Origin of the sequence: Pseudomonas sp. MEJ108 (genome assembly GCF_030208985.1) — a bacterium.
Lineage (GTDB): Bacteria > Pseudomonadota > Gammaproteobacteria > Pseudomonadales > Pseudomonadaceae > Aquipseudomonas > Aquipseudomonas fragariae.
Genome location: NZ_JARVSW010000048.1, coordinates 49,521 through 68,688 on the forward strand (window position 1 = coordinate 49,521; position 19,168 = coordinate 68,688).

The 19,168-nt window shown below is 57.3% G+C and carries 15 protein-coding genes, 4 tRNA genes and 1 pseudogene; 9 read left to right on the forward strand and 11 right to left on the reverse strand.

What is annotated here, in order from left to right:
- The 3 genes from QRN50_RS19790 to QRN50_RS19800 all read right to left on the reverse strand — a co-directional run bounded on the left by QRN50_RS19790 (position 1) and on the right by QRN50_RS19800 (position 2,965).
- On the reverse strand, positions 1-1,593 hold the full coding sequence (locus QRN50_RS19790; RefSeq protein WP_024642307.1) for a sensor histidine kinase: 1,593 nt from the start codon (positions 1,591-1,593) through the stop codon (positions 1-3).
- The gene (locus tag QRN50_RS19795; RefSeq protein WP_032624946.1) at positions 1,583-1,822 is read right to left on the reverse strand and encodes a PP0621 family protein; all 240 of its coding nucleotides are present in this window, start codon (positions 1,820-1,822) and stop codon (positions 1,583-1,585) included. Before QRN50_RS19795 ends, QRN50_RS19790 begins: the two co-directional genes overlap by 11 nt.
- 120 nt (positions 1,823-1,942) lie before the next feature.
- Entirely contained in the window at positions 1,943-2,965 is a 1,023-nt protein-coding gene (locus QRN50_RS19800; RefSeq protein WP_096127239.1) for an outer membrane protein assembly factor BamD, read from the reverse strand.
- Between the two features lie 149 nt (positions 2,966-3,114).
- Here QRN50_RS19800 and rluD point away from each other — a divergent pair, with 149 nt between their 5' ends.
- The 7 genes from rluD to QRN50_RS19835 all read left to right on the forward strand — a co-directional run bounded on the left by rluD (position 3,115) and on the right by QRN50_RS19835 (position 8,269).
- Positions 3,115-4,077 carry a 23S rRNA pseudouridine(1911/1915/1917) synthase RluD gene (gene rluD / locus QRN50_RS19805; RefSeq protein ID WP_011266591.1) on the forward strand — a complete coding sequence of 321 codons (963 nt, stop codon included), beginning with the start codon at positions 3,115-3,117 and terminating at the stop codon, positions 4,075-4,077.
- The gene (gene pgeF / locus QRN50_RS19810) at positions 4,074-4,802 is read left to right on the forward strand and encodes a peptidoglycan editing factor PgeF (protein WP_096127238.1); all 729 of its coding nucleotides are present in this window, start codon (positions 4,074-4,076) and stop codon (positions 4,800-4,802) included. The genes rluD and pgeF overlap by 4 nt, the downstream gene beginning before the upstream one ends.
- A gap of 171 nt (positions 4,803-4,973) precedes the next feature.
- The gene (gene clpB / locus QRN50_RS19815) at positions 4,974-7,538 is read left to right on the forward strand and encodes an ATP-dependent chaperone ClpB (protein WP_003403492.1); all 2,565 of its coding nucleotides are present in this window, start codon (positions 4,974-4,976) and stop codon (positions 7,536-7,538) included.
- Positions 7,539-7,832: 294 nt separating this feature from the next.
- Positions 7,833-7,908: transfer RNA gene (locus QRN50_RS19820), tRNA-Asn, on the forward strand.
- A gap of 29 nt (positions 7,909-7,937) precedes the next feature.
- Positions 7,938-8,014, forward strand: a tRNA-Pro gene (locus tag QRN50_RS19825).
- Between the two features lie 5 nt (positions 8,015-8,019).
- Positions 8,020-8,095, forward strand: a tRNA-Lys gene (locus tag QRN50_RS19830).
- 97 nt (positions 8,096-8,192) lie between these two features.
- Positions 8,193-8,269 (forward strand) — tRNA-Pro (locus tag QRN50_RS19835).
- 307 nt (positions 8,270-8,576) lie between these two features.
- Here the strand turns inward: QRN50_RS19835 and QRN50_RS19840 are convergent.
- Positions 8,577-8,954 (reverse strand): annotated as a pseudogene (locus QRN50_RS19840) (hypothetical protein); the annotation flags it as partial.
- Positions 8,955-9,467: 513 nt separating this feature from the next.
- On the opposite strand from QRN50_RS19840, the gene QRN50_RS19845 reads away from it, so the two are divergent.
- The gene (locus tag QRN50_RS19845; protein ID WP_003348905.1) at positions 9,468-9,920 is read left to right on the forward strand and encodes a hypothetical protein; all 453 of its coding nucleotides are present in this window, start codon (positions 9,468-9,470) and stop codon (positions 9,918-9,920) included.
- 215 nt (positions 9,921-10,135) lie between these two features.
- Here the strand turns inward: QRN50_RS19845 and QRN50_RS19850 are convergent, their stop codons facing one another.
- The 4 genes from QRN50_RS19850 to QRN50_RS19865 form a co-directional block, all read right to left on the reverse strand.
- A complete protein-coding gene (locus QRN50_RS19850) occupies positions 10,136-11,317 on the reverse strand; it encodes a glycoside hydrolase family 10-like protein (protein WP_096127342.1) in 1,182 nt (393 codons plus the stop codon).
- A gap of 219 nt (positions 11,318-11,536) precedes the next feature.
- Complete coding sequence (locus QRN50_RS19855; protein WP_096127344.1) at positions 11,537-12,832, reverse strand: glycoside hydrolase family 68 protein; 1,296 nt, start codon at positions 12,830-12,832, stop codon at positions 11,537-11,539.
- Between the two features lie 11 nt (positions 12,833-12,843).
- Positions 12,844-13,029: a Com family DNA-binding transcriptional regulator gene (locus QRN50_RS19860; RefSeq protein WP_003403367.1), complete on the reverse strand. Its 186-nt coding sequence runs from the start codon at positions 13,027-13,029 to the stop codon at positions 12,844-12,846.
- 510 nt (positions 13,030-13,539) lie between these two features.
- A complete protein-coding gene (locus QRN50_RS19865) occupies positions 13,540-13,980 on the reverse strand; it encodes an MEKHLA domain-containing protein (protein WP_024641376.1) in 441 nt (146 codons plus the stop codon).
- Positions 13,981-14,357: 377 nt separating this feature from the next.
- Here QRN50_RS19865 and trpC point away from each other — a divergent pair, with 377 nt between their 5' ends.
- Complete coding sequence (gene trpC, locus QRN50_RS19870; protein WP_003423144.1) at positions 14,358-15,158, forward strand: indole-3-glycerol phosphate synthase TrpC; 801 nt, start codon at positions 14,358-14,360, stop codon at positions 15,156-15,158.
- 292 nt (positions 15,159-15,450) lie between these two features.
- Here the strand turns inward: trpC and QRN50_RS19875 are convergent, their stop codons facing one another.
- The 3 genes from QRN50_RS19875 to QRN50_RS19885 all read right to left on the reverse strand — a co-directional run bounded on the left by QRN50_RS19875 (position 15,451) and on the right by QRN50_RS19885 (position 19,168).
- The gene (locus QRN50_RS19875; RefSeq protein WP_096127345.1) at positions 15,451-16,443 is read right to left on the reverse strand and encodes a LacI family DNA-binding transcriptional regulator; all 993 of its coding nucleotides are present in this window, start codon (positions 16,441-16,443) and stop codon (positions 15,451-15,453) included.
- A gap of 80 nt (positions 16,444-16,523) precedes the next feature.
- Positions 16,524-18,026 (reverse strand): glycoside hydrolase family 32 protein, encoded by a 1,503-nt coding sequence (locus tag QRN50_RS19880; protein ID WP_024651682.1) that lies wholly within the window; start codon positions 18,024-18,026, stop codon positions 16,524-16,526.
- Positions 18,023-19,168: an ABC transporter ATP-binding protein gene (locus QRN50_RS19885; RefSeq protein WP_275086861.1), complete on the reverse strand. Its 1,146-nt coding sequence runs from the start codon at positions 19,166-19,168 to the stop codon at positions 18,023-18,025. The genes QRN50_RS19880 and QRN50_RS19885 overlap by 4 nt, the downstream gene beginning before the upstream one ends.

A 19,168-nucleotide genomic window follows, 5' to 3' on the forward strand; every position in this document is an offset into this window, starting at 1 on the left:
TCAGCTCGTCTTGAACGGGTGGGCGAAGGTAATGCGCAGGCAACTGCCACCCGTGGGGCGGGGCGCGTATTCCAAATGCGCCTGATTGCTTTCACACAGTTCACGTGACAGATATAGACCAAGGCCGGTGCCTTTGCTTTCTGTGGTGAAAAACGGTTCGAACATTTTGCTCAGGTGTTGCTCGCTGACCCCCGGCCCGTCGTCCAGCACTTCCAGTGTGGGCAGGTCGCTCTTCTGGTCATTGTGTAGTTTCAGCCAGACCTGCGCTGACGGATGATTCTTGCCGCTGTAGCGCAGGCCGTTCTGCACCAGGTTGGTCATGATTTGCGTCAGTTGTCCGGAATCCATGCGGGTTGTCAGCGTGCCAGGGCTGATGTCGACATGAATCTTCTGATTGGGCGCAGCGGAACTGCGAAATTCAGCGACAAAGTGTTCCAGCCAGGTTTTCAGATCGAGCAGTTCGGGTTGCGCTTCGCGTCTGCGTGACAACTGCAGGACATTTTCGATGACCCTATCAATGCGTCCCGACTGCTCATGAATGATCTGCCCCAAGCGTCGATCCGCTGCACTGAGCTCTTCCGATTCATTAAGCAACTGCGCCGCATGACTGACGGCGCCCAGCGGGTTGCGTATCTCATGGGCAATCCCGGCGGTCAGGCGCCCCAGCGCGGCAAGCTTGAGCTGCTGCGCCTGATGGGCGATCTGCGACAGGTCTTCGAGAAAAACCAGCGTCTGACGCTGATCGCCACGGTTGAGTGTGGCAAAGCTCGGTTGCAGCACCAGCCCGACGGGGGCGGTGGTGATGCTGCGCGGCACCATGATCGGGTTGACGAGCCACTGGCGCAGGCGTTCGACCAGTTGTGGCGAGCAGGTGTCGATGATCTGGCCGACCAGTTGTTCCTGGCCCAGCAGGTTCAAGGCCCCCTGATTGGCCAGCAGCACCTGATGGTTGGCATCCAGCACCAGAATGCCGGTACGCATGCGTTGCAGGATCAGCGCGTTGAGTGCTTCAAGGCTGTCGACATCCGCCGCGCGCTGTTCGGCCAGCACCTCGCTGACCTGCATGCGCGCTGTCAGTGCCTGCACCAGCAGGGCGGCGGCGAAGCACAAGGCGCCCAGCGAGCCAGCCTGCACGTAGTCGTTGGAAACCGAGGGTGTGCCGAAGCTGATGTAGAACGTCAGGTAGATGATGCCGATGGCCGAAACCGCAGCGATCAACAAGCCGATACGGCCGCGCAGCAACACGTTGCTGATCGCCACCGAGGCAATCAACAGGTTGCCGATACCGCTGGAAGGCCCGCCGGCTGCGTAGAACAGTGCGGAGAGCATGATCGCGTCGGTCATCGCCAGGCCGAAAAACTGTGCCTGACGGCTGGGGCGTTCCAGCAGCACGACGACCAGAATGTTGAACACCAGATACAACCAGCAGCCCGAGCGGAACAGGTTCGGGTTGGCCAGTTGCAGCAGCTCGGTTTCCAGGCTGCTGGAAATCAACAGAACCAGTACAACGCCGATGGTCAGTCGGTAGAGGTGGTACAGCCGTAGAATCCGCTGTGCCTGCGGGCTGACAAGGGACGGTGAGTCAGCGGTCACGTGCCGCGGGGCCTTGCAGTCGGTGTGCTTCGCTGCAATACCATTGCTGTGCCTGGCTCAGCGCACTATCCTGCGGCAGATGAACGCCACACTGCGCGCATCGCACCATGGGGGTAGACGCCAGTTCAGGCGGCTCGGCGCGGGGTTTCGGCTTGGGGGGATTGATCAGACGCTTGACGAACCAGACCACCGCCGCGATCAACGCGACCCACATAAGTAAGCGAATCATGACTACCAGCTTAGTGATTGACGATGGCGCAGTGTAGCCAAGCCGCGAGCGGGCGCACAGTGGCAAAATTAATGCACAAAAAAAGAGGCCCGAAGGCCTCTTTTTTTCATGCGCTCAGGATCAGTCGAACAGACCCAGGGTCATGTAGCTGAACCACGAACGGCTCTTGGTGCCTTTCGCTTCGGCGTCTTTTTCCGCCTGTTCGTCCAGCTCTGCCTGATTCTCCGGCAGCAGCTCTTTCGGAATGGAGTCCTTGGCGTCCTGGTACTGCTTCTTCATGTCCTGATCGGCACGGGTCTGGCCCGGTGGCAGCGGTGCGCTACCGTCGATCAGGCCAAGGGTCGCTTTCGACAGCCATGAGCGGTTATCGGCTTCGGCTTCACGCGGGGTGAATTTGCCGTTAGCCAGTTGCGGGTGGTTCGGGTAGTTGGTCTTCAGCACTTCCAGGCTGGTGGCAGCCAGGTCGTCAAGGTGCAGACGCTGATAGGACTCGACCATCACTGCCAGACCGTCGCCGACCGAAGGCGTCTCCTGGAAGTTTTCCACTACATAACGGCCGCGGTTGGCGGCGGCGACGTAGGCCTGACGGGTCAGGTAGTAGTCGGCTACGTGGATTTCGTAGGATGCCAGCAGGTTGCGCAGGTAAATCATGCGCTGCTTGGCGTCAGGCGCATAGCGACTGTTCGGAAAGCGGCTGGTCAGCTGGGCGAACTCGTTGAACGAGTCGCGGGCAGCTCCCGGGTCACGTTTGGTCTGGTCCAGCGGCAGGAAGCGCGCCAGAAGGCCCACGTCCTGGTCGAAGGAGGTCAGGCCCTTCATGTAATACGCGTAGTCGACGTTCGGGTGCTGCGGATGCAGGCGGATGAAACGCTCGGCAGCGGATTTGGCTGCTTCGGGTTCACCGTTTTTGTAGTTCGAGTAGATCAACTCGAGCTGGGCCTGATCGGCGTAGCGACCGAACGGATAGCGAGATTCCAGCGCCTTGAGCTTCTCAGTGGCACTGTTATAGCTGTTATTTCCCAGGTCGGCCTGCGCCTGCTGGTACAGCTCGACTTCGCTGAGGTTTTCGTCGATGACTTCCTTCGACGAACAGGCCGCAGTCAATGCGAGGATGGCGATCAGCAGCAGGTGTTTCACTTGCATGGCGGCTTGCGTCCCTATAACGGCCTGCTGTCTTGGGCGGGGCCGTCCTGTTATGATGAGCGCCCCGCGATACCGGCGGGACAAAAGACGCCGTATTTAACCACAAGCGCGCTGCCGAAACCAAAGGCTAGCCGCCACCTAGTCTGGTCATGTCCGAAAATATAGAACTTCGCGCAGAGGTGCCGTCCGAATTGGGCGGTCAACGCCTCGATCAAGTCGCCGCACAATTATTCGCTGAGCACTCGCGCTCGCGCCTTTCCGCCTGGATCAAGGACGGCCGCCTGACTGTGGACGGAGGCGCTCTGCGCCCTCGCGACATCGTGCACGGTGGCGCTGTTCTCGAGCTGATTGCCGAGCAGGAGGCCCAGGGTGAATGGGTCGCTCAGGACATCGAGCTCGACATCATCTATGAAGACGACCAGATACTCGTCATCAACAAGCCTGCCGGGCTGGTGGTGCATCCGGCTGCCGGTCATGCCGATGGCACGCTGCTCAACGCCCTGCTGCACCATGTGCCGGACATCATCAATGTTCCGCGTGCCGGCATCGTGCATCGTCTGGACAAGGACACCACCGGTCTGATGGTGGTCGCCAAGACCATTCAGGCACAGACCCAACTGGTTACTCAGTTGCAGAGTCGCAGTGTCAGCCGCATCTACGAGTGCATCGTGATCGGCGTGGTGACCGCAGGCGGCAAGATCGACGCACCGATCGGCCGTCACGGCCAGCAGCGTCAGCGCATGGCGGTGATGGAAGGCGGCAAGCAGGCGGTCAGTCATTACCGCGTGCTGGAGCGCTTCCGTTCGCACACCCATGTACGGGTCAAGCTGGAAACCGGGCGCACCCACCAGATTCGCGTACACATGGCGCACATCAACTACCCGTTGGTCGGCGACCCGGCCTATGGCGGTCGTTTCCGTATCCCGCCAGCGGCCAGCCTGACCATGGTCGATTCGCTCAAGACCTTCCCGCGGCAGGCGTTACATGCCCGCTTCCTGGAGCTGGATCATCCGACCACCGGTAAGCGCATGAGCTGGGAATCGCCATTGCCGGACGATTTCGTCTGGTTGCTGTCCTTGCTCAAGCAGGACCGCGAGGCGTTCATCGGGTGAATGACTGGCTGATACCTGACTGGCCTGCGCCAGCACAGATCAAGTCCTGCGTTACCACTCGCTCGGGTGGGGTCAGCCTGGCCCCATTCGACAGCTTCAATCTGGGCGATCACGTCGATGACAGCCCGCAGGCCGTGGCGAGCAATCGCCAGCGCCTGAGCTCCAGCCTCAAGGCTCAGCCCGTCTGGTTGAAGCAGGTGCACGGCATAGACGTCGTATCTGCCGATCCATCCCGCGTCGTTGAAGCCGATGCCAGCTGGACGAGCACGCCTGGCGTGGCTTGCACCATCATGACCGCCGATTGCCTGCCCGCGCTGTTCTGTCGTCGTGACGGTACGCGTGTGGCTGCCGCGCATGCCGGCTGGCGCGGGCTGGCGGCCGGGGTGCTGGAAGCGACGGCCAACAGCCTGCAGAGTGCTGCCGAAGACATCATGGTCTGGTTAGGACCGGCCATCGGCCAGCCGTCGTTCGAAGTCGGCCCCGAGGTGCGCGAGGCCTTTACCGCCAGCCACCCGCAGACAGCCGCTGCGTTTGTCGCCAGTTCGAATCCTGATCGTTTCATGGCCGACATCTACGCAATCGCCCGGTTACGACTGGCAGCCCAAGGTATCTCTGCCGTGTACGGCGGCGGGCTGGACACCTTCACCGACCCGCGCTTCTTTTCCTACCGCAGCGCCGCGCGCACTGGCCGCTTCGCCTCGCTGATCTGGATCGAACACGCCTGATTGCCGGGCTGTTTTGCACAAGCCAGCTAGGCTTGCCTGAACGCTCGTCTGATCTGTATCAATCCCGGCCCGCTTGAAACGCGCAGAATCGTCCGCATCTAACTGGCTATTCAGCAGGTTTTCTTTATAGGTGTGTTCATTGCTCCGGCCTGCATTAAAGGAAGGTGACAAATGCGTATCGACAGATTGACCAGTAAATTACAGTTAGCGTTATCCGATTCCCAGTCGCTGGCCGTTGGCCTCGACCATCCCGCCATCGAACCTGCGCACTTGATGCAGGCGCTGCTTGAGCAGCAGGGCGGTTCCATCAAGCCTCTGCTGTTGCAGGTAGGCTTCGACATCAACAGCCTGCGCAAGGAACTGAGCGCAGAGCTGGACCGCCTGCCAAAAATCCAGAACCCGACCGGCGACGTCAACATGTCGCAGGATCTGGCGCGCCTGCTCAACCAGGCTGACCGTCTGGCGCAGCAGAAAGGCGACCAGTTCATTTCCAGCGAGCTGGTGCTGCTCGCGGCAATGGACGAGAACAGCAAGCTCGGCAAATTGTTGCTGGGGCAGGGCGTCAGCAAGAAGGCCCTGGAAAACGCCATCAACAACCTGCGCGGCGAAGGTGCCGTGAATGACCCGAACGTCGAAGAGTCGCGTCAGGCGCTGGACAAGTACACCGTCGACCTGACCAAGCGTGCCGAAGAGGGCAAGCTCGACCCGGTGATCGGTCGTGATGACGAGATTCGTCGCACCATTCAGGTCTTGCAGCGCCGCACCAAGAACAACCCGGTGCTGATCGGCGAACCTGGCGTGGGCAAGACCGCCATTGCCGAGGGCCTGGCGCAGCGCATCATCAATGGCGAAGTACCCGATGGCCTGCGCGGCAAGCGCTTGCTGTCGCTGGACATGGGTTCACTGATTGCCGGTGCCAAGTACCGGGGTGAGTTCGAAGAGCGCCTCAAATCGCTGCTCAACGAACTGTCCAAGCAGGAAGGCCAGATCATCCTGTTCATCGACGAGTTGCACACCATGGTCGGCGCCGGCAAGGGCGAAGGCTCGATGGACGCTGGCAACATGCTCAAACCTGCGCTGGCGCGCGGCGAGCTGCATTGTGTGGGGGCTACCACGCTCAACGAGTACCGCCAATATATAGAGAAGGATGCGGCGCTTGAGCGTCGATTCCAGAAAGTCCTGGTCGACGAGCCAAGTGAAGAAGACACCATCGCGATCCTGCGTGGCCTTAAAGAGCGCTACGAAGTGCACCACAAGGTCGCCATCACTGACGGCGCGATCATCGCGGCGGCCAAGCTGAGCCATCGCTATATCACCGATCGCCAGTTGCCGGACAAGGCCATCGACCTGATCGACGAAGCGGCCAGCCGTATTCGCATGGAGATCGACTCCAAGCCTGAAGTGCTCGACCGCCTTGAACGTCGCCTGATCCAGCTGAAAGTAGAAGCTCAGGCCCTCAAGAAGGAAAAGGACGAGGCAGCGATCAAGCGCCTGGAAAAACTTCAGGGCGAAATCGAGCGTCTTGAGCTTGAGTACGCGGATCTTGAAGAAATCTGGACCTCGGAAAAAGCCGAGGTCACCGGCTCGGCACAGATCCAGCAGAAAATCGAACAGTCTCGCCAGGAACTGGAGGCCGCGCGCCGCCGGGGCGATCTGAACCGCATGGCCGAGTTGCAGTACGGGATCATTCCCGACCTGGAGCGCAGCCTGCAAATGGTCGACCAGCACGGCAAGCCGGAAAACCAGTTGCTGCGCAGCAAGGTAACCGAGGAAGAAATTGCCGAGGTCGTGTCGAAGTGGACCGGTATCCCGGTGTCGAAGATGCTCGAAGGCGAGCGCGACAAGCTGTTGCGCATGGAAACCCTGCTGCACAACCGGGTGATCGGCCAGGAAGAAGCGGTGGTCGCGGTCTCCAATGCCGTGCGTCGTTCGCGTGCCGGGCTTTCCGACCCTAACCGCCCGAGCGGCTCGTTCATGTTCCTCGGCCCGACCGGCGTGGGCAAGACCGAGCTGTGCAAGGCGCTGGCCGAGTTCCTGTTCGACACCGAAGAGGCAATGGTGCGTATCGACATGTCCGAGTTCATGGAGAAACATTCCGTGGCTCGCCTGATCGGTGCGCCGCCAGGCTACGTCGGTTACGAAGAGGGCGGCTACCTGACCGAAGCCGTGCGTCGCAAACCGTATTCGCTGATTCTGCTCGACGAAGTCGAGAAGGCGCATTCCGACGTGTTCAACATCCTCTTGCAGGTGCTTGAAGACGGACGCCTGACTGACAGCCACGGGCGTACGGTGGACTTCCGCAATACCGTGATCGTCATGACCTCCAACCTCGGCTCGGCGCAGATCCAGGAACTGGTCGGTGATCGTGAGGCGCAGCGTGCTGCGGTAATGGACGCGGTCGGTACGCACTTCCGTCCGGAGTTCGTTAACCGGATCGACGAAGTGGTGATCTTCGAACCGCTGGCGCGTGACCAGATTGCCGGTATCACCGACATCCAGCTGGGCCGCCTGCGCAAGCGTCTGGCCGAGCGCGAGCTGTCGATGACCCTGACCCCAGAGGCGCTGGACAAGCTGATCGCCGTTGGTTACGACCCGGTCTATGGCGCACGCCCGCTGAAGCGGGCGATCCAGCGCTGGATCGAGAACCCGCTGGCGCAGATGATCCTCTCGGGCAGCTTCATGCCCGGCACGACCATCACCGGCAAGGTGGTCGACGACGAGATCACGTTTGTCTGACAGCGCTCGTCAACGCTCTATAGAAGGGCCCTCGAACCGAGGGCCTTTTTTTGAGGCGTGGTCAGCAGTAGAATCAGGCCCGAGAGGCGATCTGAAAAAAAATCGCAAATCATTGTCTTAAAAAGCAATTTATAGGGTTGACAGGTGTTTTTAAAATTGTAGAATAGCGCGCCTCAGAGACGTGAACGCAACGATACAAACGAAGCGCAAAGGTCGATGAGATTGAAATCAACGAGTTAACAGCAAGCTGGTTTCAAGGCAACAGGTTGTAAAGTTGAATCTGAAATCGATAGTTCCGCGATAGCTCAGTTGGTAGAGCAAGTGACTGTTAATCACTGGGTCCCTGGTTCGAGTCCAGGTCGTGGAGCCAGATTTCGCAAGGTTCAATGCAGTTTAAGTCGGGGTATAGCGCAGTCCGGTAGCGCGCCTGCTTTGGGAGCAGGATGTCAGGAGTTCGAATCCCCTTACCCCGACCATATTTGGGTCGTTAGCTCAGTTGGTAGAGCAGTTGGCTTTTAACCAATTGGTCGTAGGTTCGAATCCCACACGACCCACCATTTTTGGTCAGTTTGTATCTGGCTGGATCTTAGGGAGTGACGCCACAAGCGTCACCCAAATAGAAAACGCCTCCTCGGAGGTGTTTTTTAGCATCATCGGGGTATAGCGCAGTCCGGTAGCGCGCCTGCTTTGGGAGCAGGATGTCAGGAGTTCGAATCCCCTTACCCCGACCATTTTCGCCCAGCTGTATCAGGGTTGAAGATCAGGACTCAAGAACAGTGGTTTTGAGTCCAACAGAAAAGGCGTCCTTCGGGACGCCTTTTTTGTTGCGTGCATTTTCAGGTGAGACCACGCTCAGCCGCCGCCTGATGCGAAATATGGGTAAGCGCTCCATAAACCCCATCTTTAGCCAAGTGGGGTCTATGGAGCGCTTACGATTGATTCAGGTTATTCGCTGAGGCATTGGGAAGCAGGGAGTGGGAGGAGTGCCGTCGCGACAACCCTCCTGATCAAGGCTCCACGCCGGCTAATAGGTGATCGCTAAACCGGATGACGATGAAGGCTGGCAAAGTCAGCCTCCTTGGTTGTTATAAAGAACGACAGTCTTTTTTTGAGGTTCCGCGGCCAGGCACCTATTTTTGTCGCTTTGTTCAATTTTGTTAACACGTAGATAGTTTCGGCAAGAGCCTTTTTGCTCGACGCCTCCGCCTCTGGATCAATGGGATCGCTGGCCAAAGCGCGATTGTCCATGAGCATCTGCCACAGCTGCTGGTCGACGGTGTCTTCAGCCAAGGGTTGACGCCGTGCGCCCGGTCTTGCGAATCGGTGCTGGTCGCTGCGCGTGATTTGATTGCTCTCCTCTTGTTCTGCCTGGCTGAATATCACCGGCACAGTCTGCCGCTGTTTACCCTTCAGGTTACCCCGACCATTTTCGCCCAGCTGTATCAGGGTTGAAGATCAGGACTCAAGAGCAGTCGCTTTGAGTCCAATAGAAAAGGTGTCCTTCGGCAGCGCTATACATCGGCCGATAATGGCAGATTGAGTATGTCTACAAAGCTCTAACGCAGTTGATTAGCCTCACCTGCCGACCCATCCGGCCAGTTCCAGCATTTCGGGGCGTATATGTCGCATACATTCATTCTCAGCGAAGTGAGCAATGAGGATAGGTGGGCTTTATGATGTATTGCAGTCGTCATATTAAAGCGCAGCTCTATGGTAGCTCTGATGGACCACGCGGTTTCCTGATGCTACGCGATGGGCAATTGGCAGCCGCAGGCTGACTAGTTCATAAATGGTATGCAGTACATACCCGAAAATTGTAACATTGCCAACGTAGGTAACAGTCTCAGTACGTTGACGCAACGTCATCCATAGAACCAGACGAGGAAAAGTGAAGTGAAATTAATCACAACGGTAACCACAAGTCTGCTAATGCTCATGAACGGTGCTCACGCCGAGGGACTGACCACCTCGGTGGATGGTAAAGAACTGACGGTTAGCTTCGGTCAGCCCACCATTAAGCAAGTGCTGCATTACCGTAAAATGTACGATAAAAAACCGTTCCCCGATGCCGAAATTTATTACTACGATAACGGCACCTACAAACTGATTTCGCAGGGTGAAAACCACTATGGCGTTTACTCCATAGAGGGCAATGTAGATGAGGAAACGTTCACTGTGCGTTTCATTTCTCTGCCTTCTAGCGACTGGGGGAATAAAACGGCCTTTCATCAGTTAACGTTCGTTCGTGGAGACAAGCAAAACATATTCATCCAGAACGCTATTGTTGATACCGGCGAGGCCCTTGCCCAGCAGAACGGCACCTATACCCAGGAAAAAAATACCGTCACGAATCCGGTGTCTACCACGTGGAAAAATAAATAATCTTCATGGAGCGTCTAGTCGTGGAGCTACGTCTATATCCAGCCGCCCGGAAAATTCACCATGACATCCGTTGCGCATCTCTCAGAAACGGAAACTTGAGCATGATTTCAACGAACGGTTGAGCCAATATTGCCTGTATTGAGCGGGCGAAATCCATTTTAAAAAAGCCCGCTTATTACAGGGGCTTCCCCATTGCGCAGAAGCCCAACAAAAAATTAGACGTCGGCCCAGCGACGCTTCAGGTAATCAACCACCTGCTGTGTCTGCGAAGCCCGCAGAAATATATGTCGAAAAAACATACACCCGAACACTTCAGCCAGAGAATCATTCAGGTCAAGCTGACGAGTCATTTCAGGCACGCCCCCCTCAACAGTCCAGTCGGGCTCGGCTGCTGATGCCGTTCCCACTTTATACAGAGCCATACCAATATATAGCGCTGTGCCGGTACCCCTGACGGTATCCGCCCACCACTGGGTGATGACGTCATAGCGGGCAACCTCCCGGGCAAACGGCCAGTAGACCTGCGGGGCGATATAATCAATGATGCCGTCAATGACCCATTTCCGGGTGTCTGCGTACGCGAAATCGTAATTAGGTGCACCGGCCTGCGTATCAGACCCCAGCGGGTCGTCAGATTTATTCCGCCAGACGCCTGCCGGGCTGATACCAAGCAAGACATCCGTGTTAACGGCGGCTATTTTTTTATGGCATGCATCAACCAGCGAATAAGTGTTATTCCGTCGCCAGTCGGCCTTTGTAGTAAAGGTCGTATTGTAGGTCTGGTAGGTCGCATCATCATTGAGCAGGGAATCGGCGGATTCATAATAAAAATAATCGTCGAACTGAATCGCATCCACATCGTATTGAGTGACAATCTCTTCAACGATACTACTCACCCACGCCTGAACTTCAGGTATGCCGGGATCGAGAACAAAGCGTTTCGCTGAAGTGCCTGTCCATTCAGGATGCAGTTTAAACACACTGGCCGGCGAGTCAGAGGATGAGTTATTCAGCTCTTCTATTGTGGCATCACTGGTGTTCATTGATACGCGGTACGGGTTCACCCATGCGTGCAGCTCGATATGACGAGCGTGCGCCTGCTCAACAGCATAAGCCAGTGGGTCGAAGCCGGGATTTTTCCCGAGCGTCCCCGTCAGGTATTTCGACCATGGAAGCAGGTCTGATGCGTAGAATGCATCTGCGCAGGGAACAACCTGGAATATAACCGCAGTCATTTTCATGGCCACAATGTCATCAAGAATGCGGGTCAACTCTTCTTTCTGTGTACTGACACGTGCCGCCTCATCAGTGATGGCCAGAGATGAGACTGACGGCCAGTCAAGATTCGTAACGGTTGCGACCCAGGTCGCCTTGAGATTTTTGTTCGCGGTCGCCATTGCGGTTTCTCCTTTGTGCAGGGTTCTGAGGAAACGAAATACGCTGTCCATGCATGGGCATTTTGAAATGCCTGTTCATTAACGGGTACGACACCTTCCAGGACGCTGGTAGGTAGCCATGGCCGAGCAGATCATCGCGATGAGCGAGTTGCCGGGCTGAACGCCTGAAGAGCGCCTGCTTGCACAGGCGTTCTTCAGGCATCGTACGTGGACGGCGTGTCAGCTCAGTTGCACGTCTTTCATCGCAGGAATGTAACCGTAGTCATATTCTTCCTGCACGAACGAGCGATCCCCCTTCAACAGGATTCTCACCGTCGGCGCCTCGGTGCCGCCGATACGATAATCCTCACCTTCGGTGGGCACGCTGTCGATGAATGAAGTCACCAGGCCATTCGGCATGACGCAGTGGGAATACGTCTGGAAAGGCTGCTCCGGCGGATTGCCGAGCACCAGGCCGGAAGCGTTCATTGGCCGGTACGGACCGAACAAATGTTCGCCGACAAAACCGTAGACACCGTCTGGCCCTGTAACGCCATCGGCATACGTAAACTTGTGACTGATGGTGAACAAGTAATACTTGCCGTCCTGAAAGACATAGTGCGGACGCTCGGTCTGATCGTTCACGCCGACGGCTGTCACCAAGGGCGGAAGTATTTCCCACTCTTCACCAGTGAGATCTTTTGCGACCGCCAGGCCGATACAACCTACCTGGAATCTGGCCCCGCCCACGTCTTCATGACCTGGTGGCACAGGACCCAGCTCGACACTCCCTACTGTGTGCGAGCCGCGTTCACCGGCGACGTTGCCTTCAAACACCATGTACAACTTGCCGTCACGGGGGTCAATGAACGGGCTGGGGTCGCGAAAGTTCCAGCTCGAGTTCTGCGCTTCGGTTTGATAATAGGTGCCGTCGGCCTCGAACAGCTTTTTGACCTGGGTAAAGTCTTTCAACTCCACGCCCTGATCGGACGTCACAATACGACCACGTACTTTGGCGATCGCTGCGCCGGGCGTGACGCAGGTGTAATAAAGATCGATATCGCCTTTGTCATTCAACAGTATGGGTGTGCCCGCCCACTCTCGTGTGGTGGGCGATACCCCCTCGGCCATTACACGACCACCAAAGATCCAGTCCTTGCCGGTACGCGAGTACCAGTAGCACATGCGTGCGCGGCCATGACGATCTTCCCAGTCACGCTTGATGTCATAACGGCCATTGGCGTCGAGGTATTGCGGATCATTGGGGTGGCGGTCAGCCGTCAGGGTCAGGATGACCGACCAGCCGTTGACCGAAACCACCGTGCCATCCAGCTCGCGCAGCGGCATGGTGTCCCAGATGAATACCGTATCACTCATGACCGGGAAGTCCGCACTGACCAGTGGCTGCCTGGTGGTCGGGTCATTTTCATTGACCTTCAGCGCATCGGCCCGGGACCAGACAGTGGGTGCGTAGTTGATGTGACCTGCTAGAGGACTATTTTTGAGCTGGCTTACAGCAGAGCTGCTAGTGGACATAATTGATACCTTTAAATAGCTTTGGGAGGCAGCAGCGACGCTGCTGTACCTCTTTCGCTCAAAGGCGATAACTCAAGGCTCGCGGCCTTCACATGATTCAGCGTCCCGCAGCGGGAGCACTTGATTTGGAGTTCGGTGTAGTCACCCATGCGAGCCAGCAGCTTCTTGCACTGTCCGCATCGGTAGTCTTTCAACATTTGCACGGGTCTCCTTGTATTTCGCCCAATGAAAAACCCCGCCGAGGCGGGGTTTGGGGTGGATCGCAATGTATCGGTTGGCGCTGTTAGAAAGCCCGTATCCGATGGCTGCCCTGAGGCGCAAATCGCATATCGTGGTGTCTTTTTACCCGCATCCGGAAAGTCTGGAAAGAAGCCATTTCGGAGTGGGTCGAGTCTGGCCGGAGTTCAACAAGAGTTCGACCACAGCTGCGCAATCGACCCGGATAAACGGTGCGAGACAGCGCTTTGATTGGAGGCGCGGTGCTTCAGGCGTGTACAAAGTCAGTTGATTCCAGAGCACGGACGCAGCCATGAATGAAGCGACCAGCTTGAGGTGATTGGACGTTTGACGGGGGATAGATTTGCACTGGGAGGCGGGGACTTCTGCATCATCGAATCGGCAGTATGGCGCGTGGGGTGATGCTTCTGGACAAGGTGGGTGGTCAGGTTGTCTGCTCGAGCAGGAGCAGACAACCATTCCGGAAAACCTTAATCCACAACGCCGATACGCTGTTCATCCGGCCAGAATAACGCGGCTTGCCCGCACGCCTGGCCCTGCGAATTCAATAAGGTCCACACCACACCTGCGTAGATCATGAACGGTTGATCATTCGCATCCACTCGCCAGCCGCTGTAGCCCTCAGCGATGCCATTGGCGGTGACTTGCTCCAGCAATACCTGACGCTGAGCACGATCGAGCTCCGAGGCGCTGAAACGTGAGGGCATGCCGATGAAACTGTCGTGCGGGTACTTGAAGCATTGCAGCGCGCATTCGTTCACGTAGGTAAAGCGCGGATCCGCGGCGCCATCGTGGGCCAACAGGCTATAGGGAGCTTGTGTATGCAGCCAGGTGAGGCGTTGTTGCGAGTCCAGTTGCCGAGGGGACGGCAGTCCGTGACCGGTCCAATGTCGGTAGCTTTCATCGAGCATTTGTATGAACTGTTCTTGAGACACCTGTCACCTCGCAACGAGCACGCAAAGATGCTTTTATCAGAGACTTTATTTCTGAAATAGCACGCTATATCCAGGCGGCAATGGCAAGTTGATGCTGTTTTGCCATCTTGGTCGCCTTGCTTACATAAAAGGGTGCGTTACCGAAGAGCATATGCTCTGGGTTTACATCATAAGCTATTATGATATATTTAACGCGCATGATATTTAAAGATTGATAAATTAAATTTAATTATTATTTGTCGGTCAGTGAAGGTAGTCTGGTTTGACTTTTGCTAGAGGGCAAGAATCAGCGTTCTTGCGTCAAGCACACAGGAATTAATGTAATAAACTGCCCGCTAATATGAGTGACTGTCATGAGTGATATTCTAAACAAAATAAAACATTACAAACTTCAGGAAATAGAGGCGGCGAAAGCTGACTTGCCATTCAGCCGCCTCGAACAGCGTGCCCTCGAACAGTCCAGCCCACGCGGTTTTTATAAAGCACTGAAAGCAAAAGAGCAGCAGGGTCTGATAGGCTTGATTGCAGAAATAAAAAAAGCCAGTCCATCAAAAGGTCTGATTCGCGAAGACTTCAACCCGCCAGAGCTGGCGAAGGCTTATGAAACCGGTGGCGCTGCCTGTTTATCCGTTCTGACCGACACGCCAAGCTTCCAGGGCTCGCCGCAGTTTCTTATCGATGCGCGAAACGCTTGCGCCCTTCCTGTGTTACGAAAAGACTTCATGTTTGATACGTATCAGGTGTATGAGGCACGTGCCTGGGGCGCGGACTGCATATTGCTGATCATGGCCTCATTGAGTGATGACCTGGCTGCCGAACTTGAAAGTGCCGCCATGACGCTGGGGATGGACGTCCTTGTGGAAGTGCATGACGAACATGAAATGGAGCGTGCGCTTAAACTGTCTTCCCCGCTGCTTGGCGTCAATAATCGCAACCTGCATACCTTCGAAGTAGACCTCGGCACAAGCGAGCGACTGGCATCCATGGTGCCCGCAGGCAAACTGCTGGTCGGCGAAAGTGGTATCGGCAACCATAACGATTGCCTGCGACTCAAGAAGTCCGGCATCACTACCTTTCTGGTCGGCGAAAGCCTGATGCGCAAAGAAGATGTTGTGGCGGCGACAAGAACACTGCTGACCGGCAGTGCTGACTGACACGTATCAAGCTCCCGGGTCAGAGGGGCGGTTGTGCGCTCCTCTGATGCAGCCTGCGGATATTCCGGACGTAAGCAGTTGTTTGCTCTGAATGCTGTGGAATCACTATCCATAGCATCCCCAACGGTCCGACATGAAGCAATAGGCAACCTTTAAAGCGACAACGTCGCCACCAGCTTGCTCATCCCTATGGCCAGCGTTTCGAAGTTGAAAATCAGAACTCAAGAGCCGACGCTTTTATTGGGCTCGTCCCGCGTGACGACTCGATGCGTGGGCTATCTCGCGCAAGGCTTCATAACGATTCTCTGACCACCAGCGGGCAGTCCACAGGCTGGGAGCCCGATACCTCAACGCTGTCGATCAAGTGCCGGGCGGCGTTGCGACCGATCTCGTAATACGGCAGTTGCACCGTGGTCAGCGCAGGGATGAACAGCTCGGCGATGCCGATCATGTTGTCATAACCCAACACGGCGACATCGCCGGGGATTTTCAGGCCCTGGCCCAGCAGCAGCTGGTAGGCACAAAAGGCAATGCGGTCATTGCCGCAGATCAGAATGTCGAACTGCGGACGGCCATCCAGCATATGCCGGGCGAGGATGGCGGCGGTTTCCCAATAGGCGTCGTGTTCGGACAGGTTGTATTGCAAGAGTTCGTCGCGAGCCAGACCGAATGCCTCGCAGGCACGCTGCATACCCGCCTGGCGGATTTCCCAGGCCAGGCTCTGTTTTGGCAGGTTGATGAACAGCGGGCGTCGATAGCCCTTGCTGAACGCGTGGTGCAAGGCACGGTACTGACCCATTTCGTCGTCCGGCACATAACTGACAAGGCTGCTGTCATCGGCTACGCAGTTGGCGAGCACCAGCGGTTTGCTCTTCAAGCGCTGCGGGATACTCACTTTGCGCAAGCCCATGGCGCTGAAGATCAACCCGTCTGGGCGATGTGAGAGCATCAGGTCAATGTTCTGGTCGGTGGGCGGGTTACTCAGCAGGTTGAGGATAAATACGTTCCAGCCTGCCTGCTGCGCGGTCTGTTCGATGGACAGCAGCAGCTCGACCGCAAAAGGCGTCGTTGCGGTGTCCAGGGCGAATACGCCGATGGTCCGGGTCTGCAGGTTGTCGCCGCGTATCCGGCGAGCCGACAGGCTGGGTACGAATTGAAGCTCATCGATCGCGTTGCGCACTCGCTGATAAGTCTCCGGGCTCAGCTTTCCCGGATCATTGAGCGCCCGAGACACCGTCATCAGAGACACACCGGCCAGTTTTGCAACGTCTTTAACTGAGGTCATGCGGGTCGGGGCCTGTCGGGTTGACTGATGATTATCATGCTACAGAGAGCTGATTTTTTTCGCGACTTCAATGATTTACCTTACAGGTATCCGGAGGAGAGCTGCCATGCGTTGGCAATGCAGACTCGGCCTCCTGTGCCGTTGGCAACAAGCTTGACCCCCAGGCTGTCGGTCTGTGGATAAAGGCGGCTGCTGAAGCTGAAACTGCCGTTTTGCTCGAACACCTCAATGGACGAGCGATCAAGGAAGATCCGCAGTTCAAGCTGATTCTGTTGTGGATCTATCGCTACGCTGCGCTGACCGCTGACGTGGGTGCCCGACTGAGTACGGTCGAGGATCAAACGTTTTAGCGACGCATCGTAGCAAAGCAGAGTCTGCTCCTGGCCATCCTGACTGCAACGCAATGCCACGCCCAAGTGCCCTTCGATGCAGTCGAGCAGGTCCAGCTGCACGTGGATTTCCAGCATGTCGCCGTGTATGTCGGTCAGCCACTGGCTACCCGCGTCGCTCCACCAGGCAGTGCCTGGCAAGGCTGCGTTGCGCAGCGCTGTCAGTTCGCGTGCGGGCTGCACGCAAAGGCGATCGGCGCGCACTTCAAGTTCTCGCGGCAGGCCGAGCATGCCGCGCCAGTGATGCGCCTCGGTGGGTGTCGGGCTTTCCCACATGTCGATCCACGCCCACAGCAGACGTCTGCCATCTGCCGCCACCAGCGTCTGCGCCGCATAGAAGTCGTGGCCGCTGTCCAGCTCGATAAAAGGCCCGCCGGTGAACTGCCATTGACTGTCGACCTGGCCCACTCGATAGCCGGTGTGGAACCTGTTCAGTCGCTCGTAGCGCTGTGCCGGCATGCCCTGGGGGGAGTAAAGCAGTACGTCGCGTTCATTCAGGCCGAACAGGTCCGGGCATTCCCACATATAGCCGTCGCCTTCCTCGCCTGAGGACACATAGCTGACGAATTCCCACGCGTGCAGGTCCTTGGATCGATAGAGCGGCAGCAGCGGTTTGTCGCCCAGGCGTGCGCCGGCAATCAGGTACCAGTGGCCGTCCTGTCGCCAGACCTTCGGGTCACGGAAATGAATCATCCCGTCTTGCGGCGGGGTGTCGATAACGGCCCCGTGTTTGACGAAACTGATGCCATCGGTGCTGGTGGCCAGGCACTGCACCTGACGGATAAAACGCTCGTCGCCCACGTCACCCAGCCATGTGTGCCCGGTGTAGATCAGCGCCAGGGTGTCGCCACACACCACTGCACTGCCGGAAAAACAACCGTCCCGATCGAAGTCATCACCGGGTGCCAGGGCAATGGGCAGGTGTTGCCAATGGACCAGATCGGCACTCTTTGCATGGCCCCAGTACATCGGGCCCCATTTCGCGTCGAACGGGTGGTGTTGATAGAACACATGATATTCGCCACGAAAGAACACCACCCCGTTGGGGTCATTCATCCAGCCTGCCGGCGGGGCCAGGTGGTAACCGGGCCGATAATCGTGGATGAGCTGCGACAGGCCCTCTTCCAGCGCATGGTGCGCGCGTTCGAGGGCGGGGGACATCGGGTTGCTCATGGCATTCACGGAAAAACTCATAGGGTGCCTGCTTGTACGAGGTGCGGTGTGGTGCCGGGTGTCAGGTGTTGACTGGCGTCTGTGTGGCGCTTCAGGGCCAGGCCATCGGCGTCGAACAGGTGCAGGTTGCTGTCGTCGAATTGCAGCGCGACCTGGTCACCCACCTGCCAGCCAGCCTTGGCATCGCAGCGACAAATCAAGGGCTCGCTCGCCCCGGTAGCCAGGTGCACATAGACCTCGCTGCCCAGGTATTCGACACCGGATACCGTGACGCCAACGCCGTTGTTCGCAGCATTGAGGGTGATGTGCTCCGGGCGCACACCCAAGGCCAGTTGCGCATCCTCGGTCAGATTCGAGCTGTCGAAGGGCAGGGATTTCATGCCCAGTGCCGGGATATCGATCAGGCTGCTGCGACCCGGTGCCTGCAAGCTCACGGGCAGAAAATTCATTCTTGGCGAGCCCAGAAAACCGGCGACGAAGAGGCTGGCAGGACGCTCGTAGAGTTCGCGTGGTGAGCCGACCTGTTCGACCTGACCGCCGTTGAGTACGACAATCTTGTCCGCCAGGGTCATCGCCTCTACCTGATCGTGGGTGACGTAGATCATCGTCGAGCCCAGACGCTTGTGGAGGCGGGCGATTTCGTTGCGCATCTGAACCCGCAACGAGGCATCCAGGTTGGAAAGCGGTTCATCGAACAACAGGATGTCCGGTTCCCGCGCCATGGCTCGGCCCATGGCCACACGCTGGCGCTGCCCGCCGGACAGTTCCCTGGGCTTGCGCTGCAGCAGTTTGTCCAGTTGCAGGATCTGCGCGGTTTTCAGCACGCGTTCGCGCAGGCTGCTTTTTTCCGTCTTGGCCAGCTTGAGGCCGAAACTGATGTTGTCGTAGACGCTCATGTGCGGGTACAGGGCGTAGGACTGAAAGACCATACCGACACCACGCTCGCGTGGTTCCAGGTCATTGACCCGTCGTCCGTCGATCAGCAGGTCGCCAGCACAGATCGAATCCAGTCCGGCGATCAAGCGCAGCAGCGTCGACTTTCCGCAGCCCGACGGGCCGACGAACACAACGAACTCACCGGCAGCGATCTCCAGGCTGACGTCGCGCAGAATACGCGTGCCGCCCAATTGCTTGTTGATGTTGGCTAGCTTCAATTTCATCAC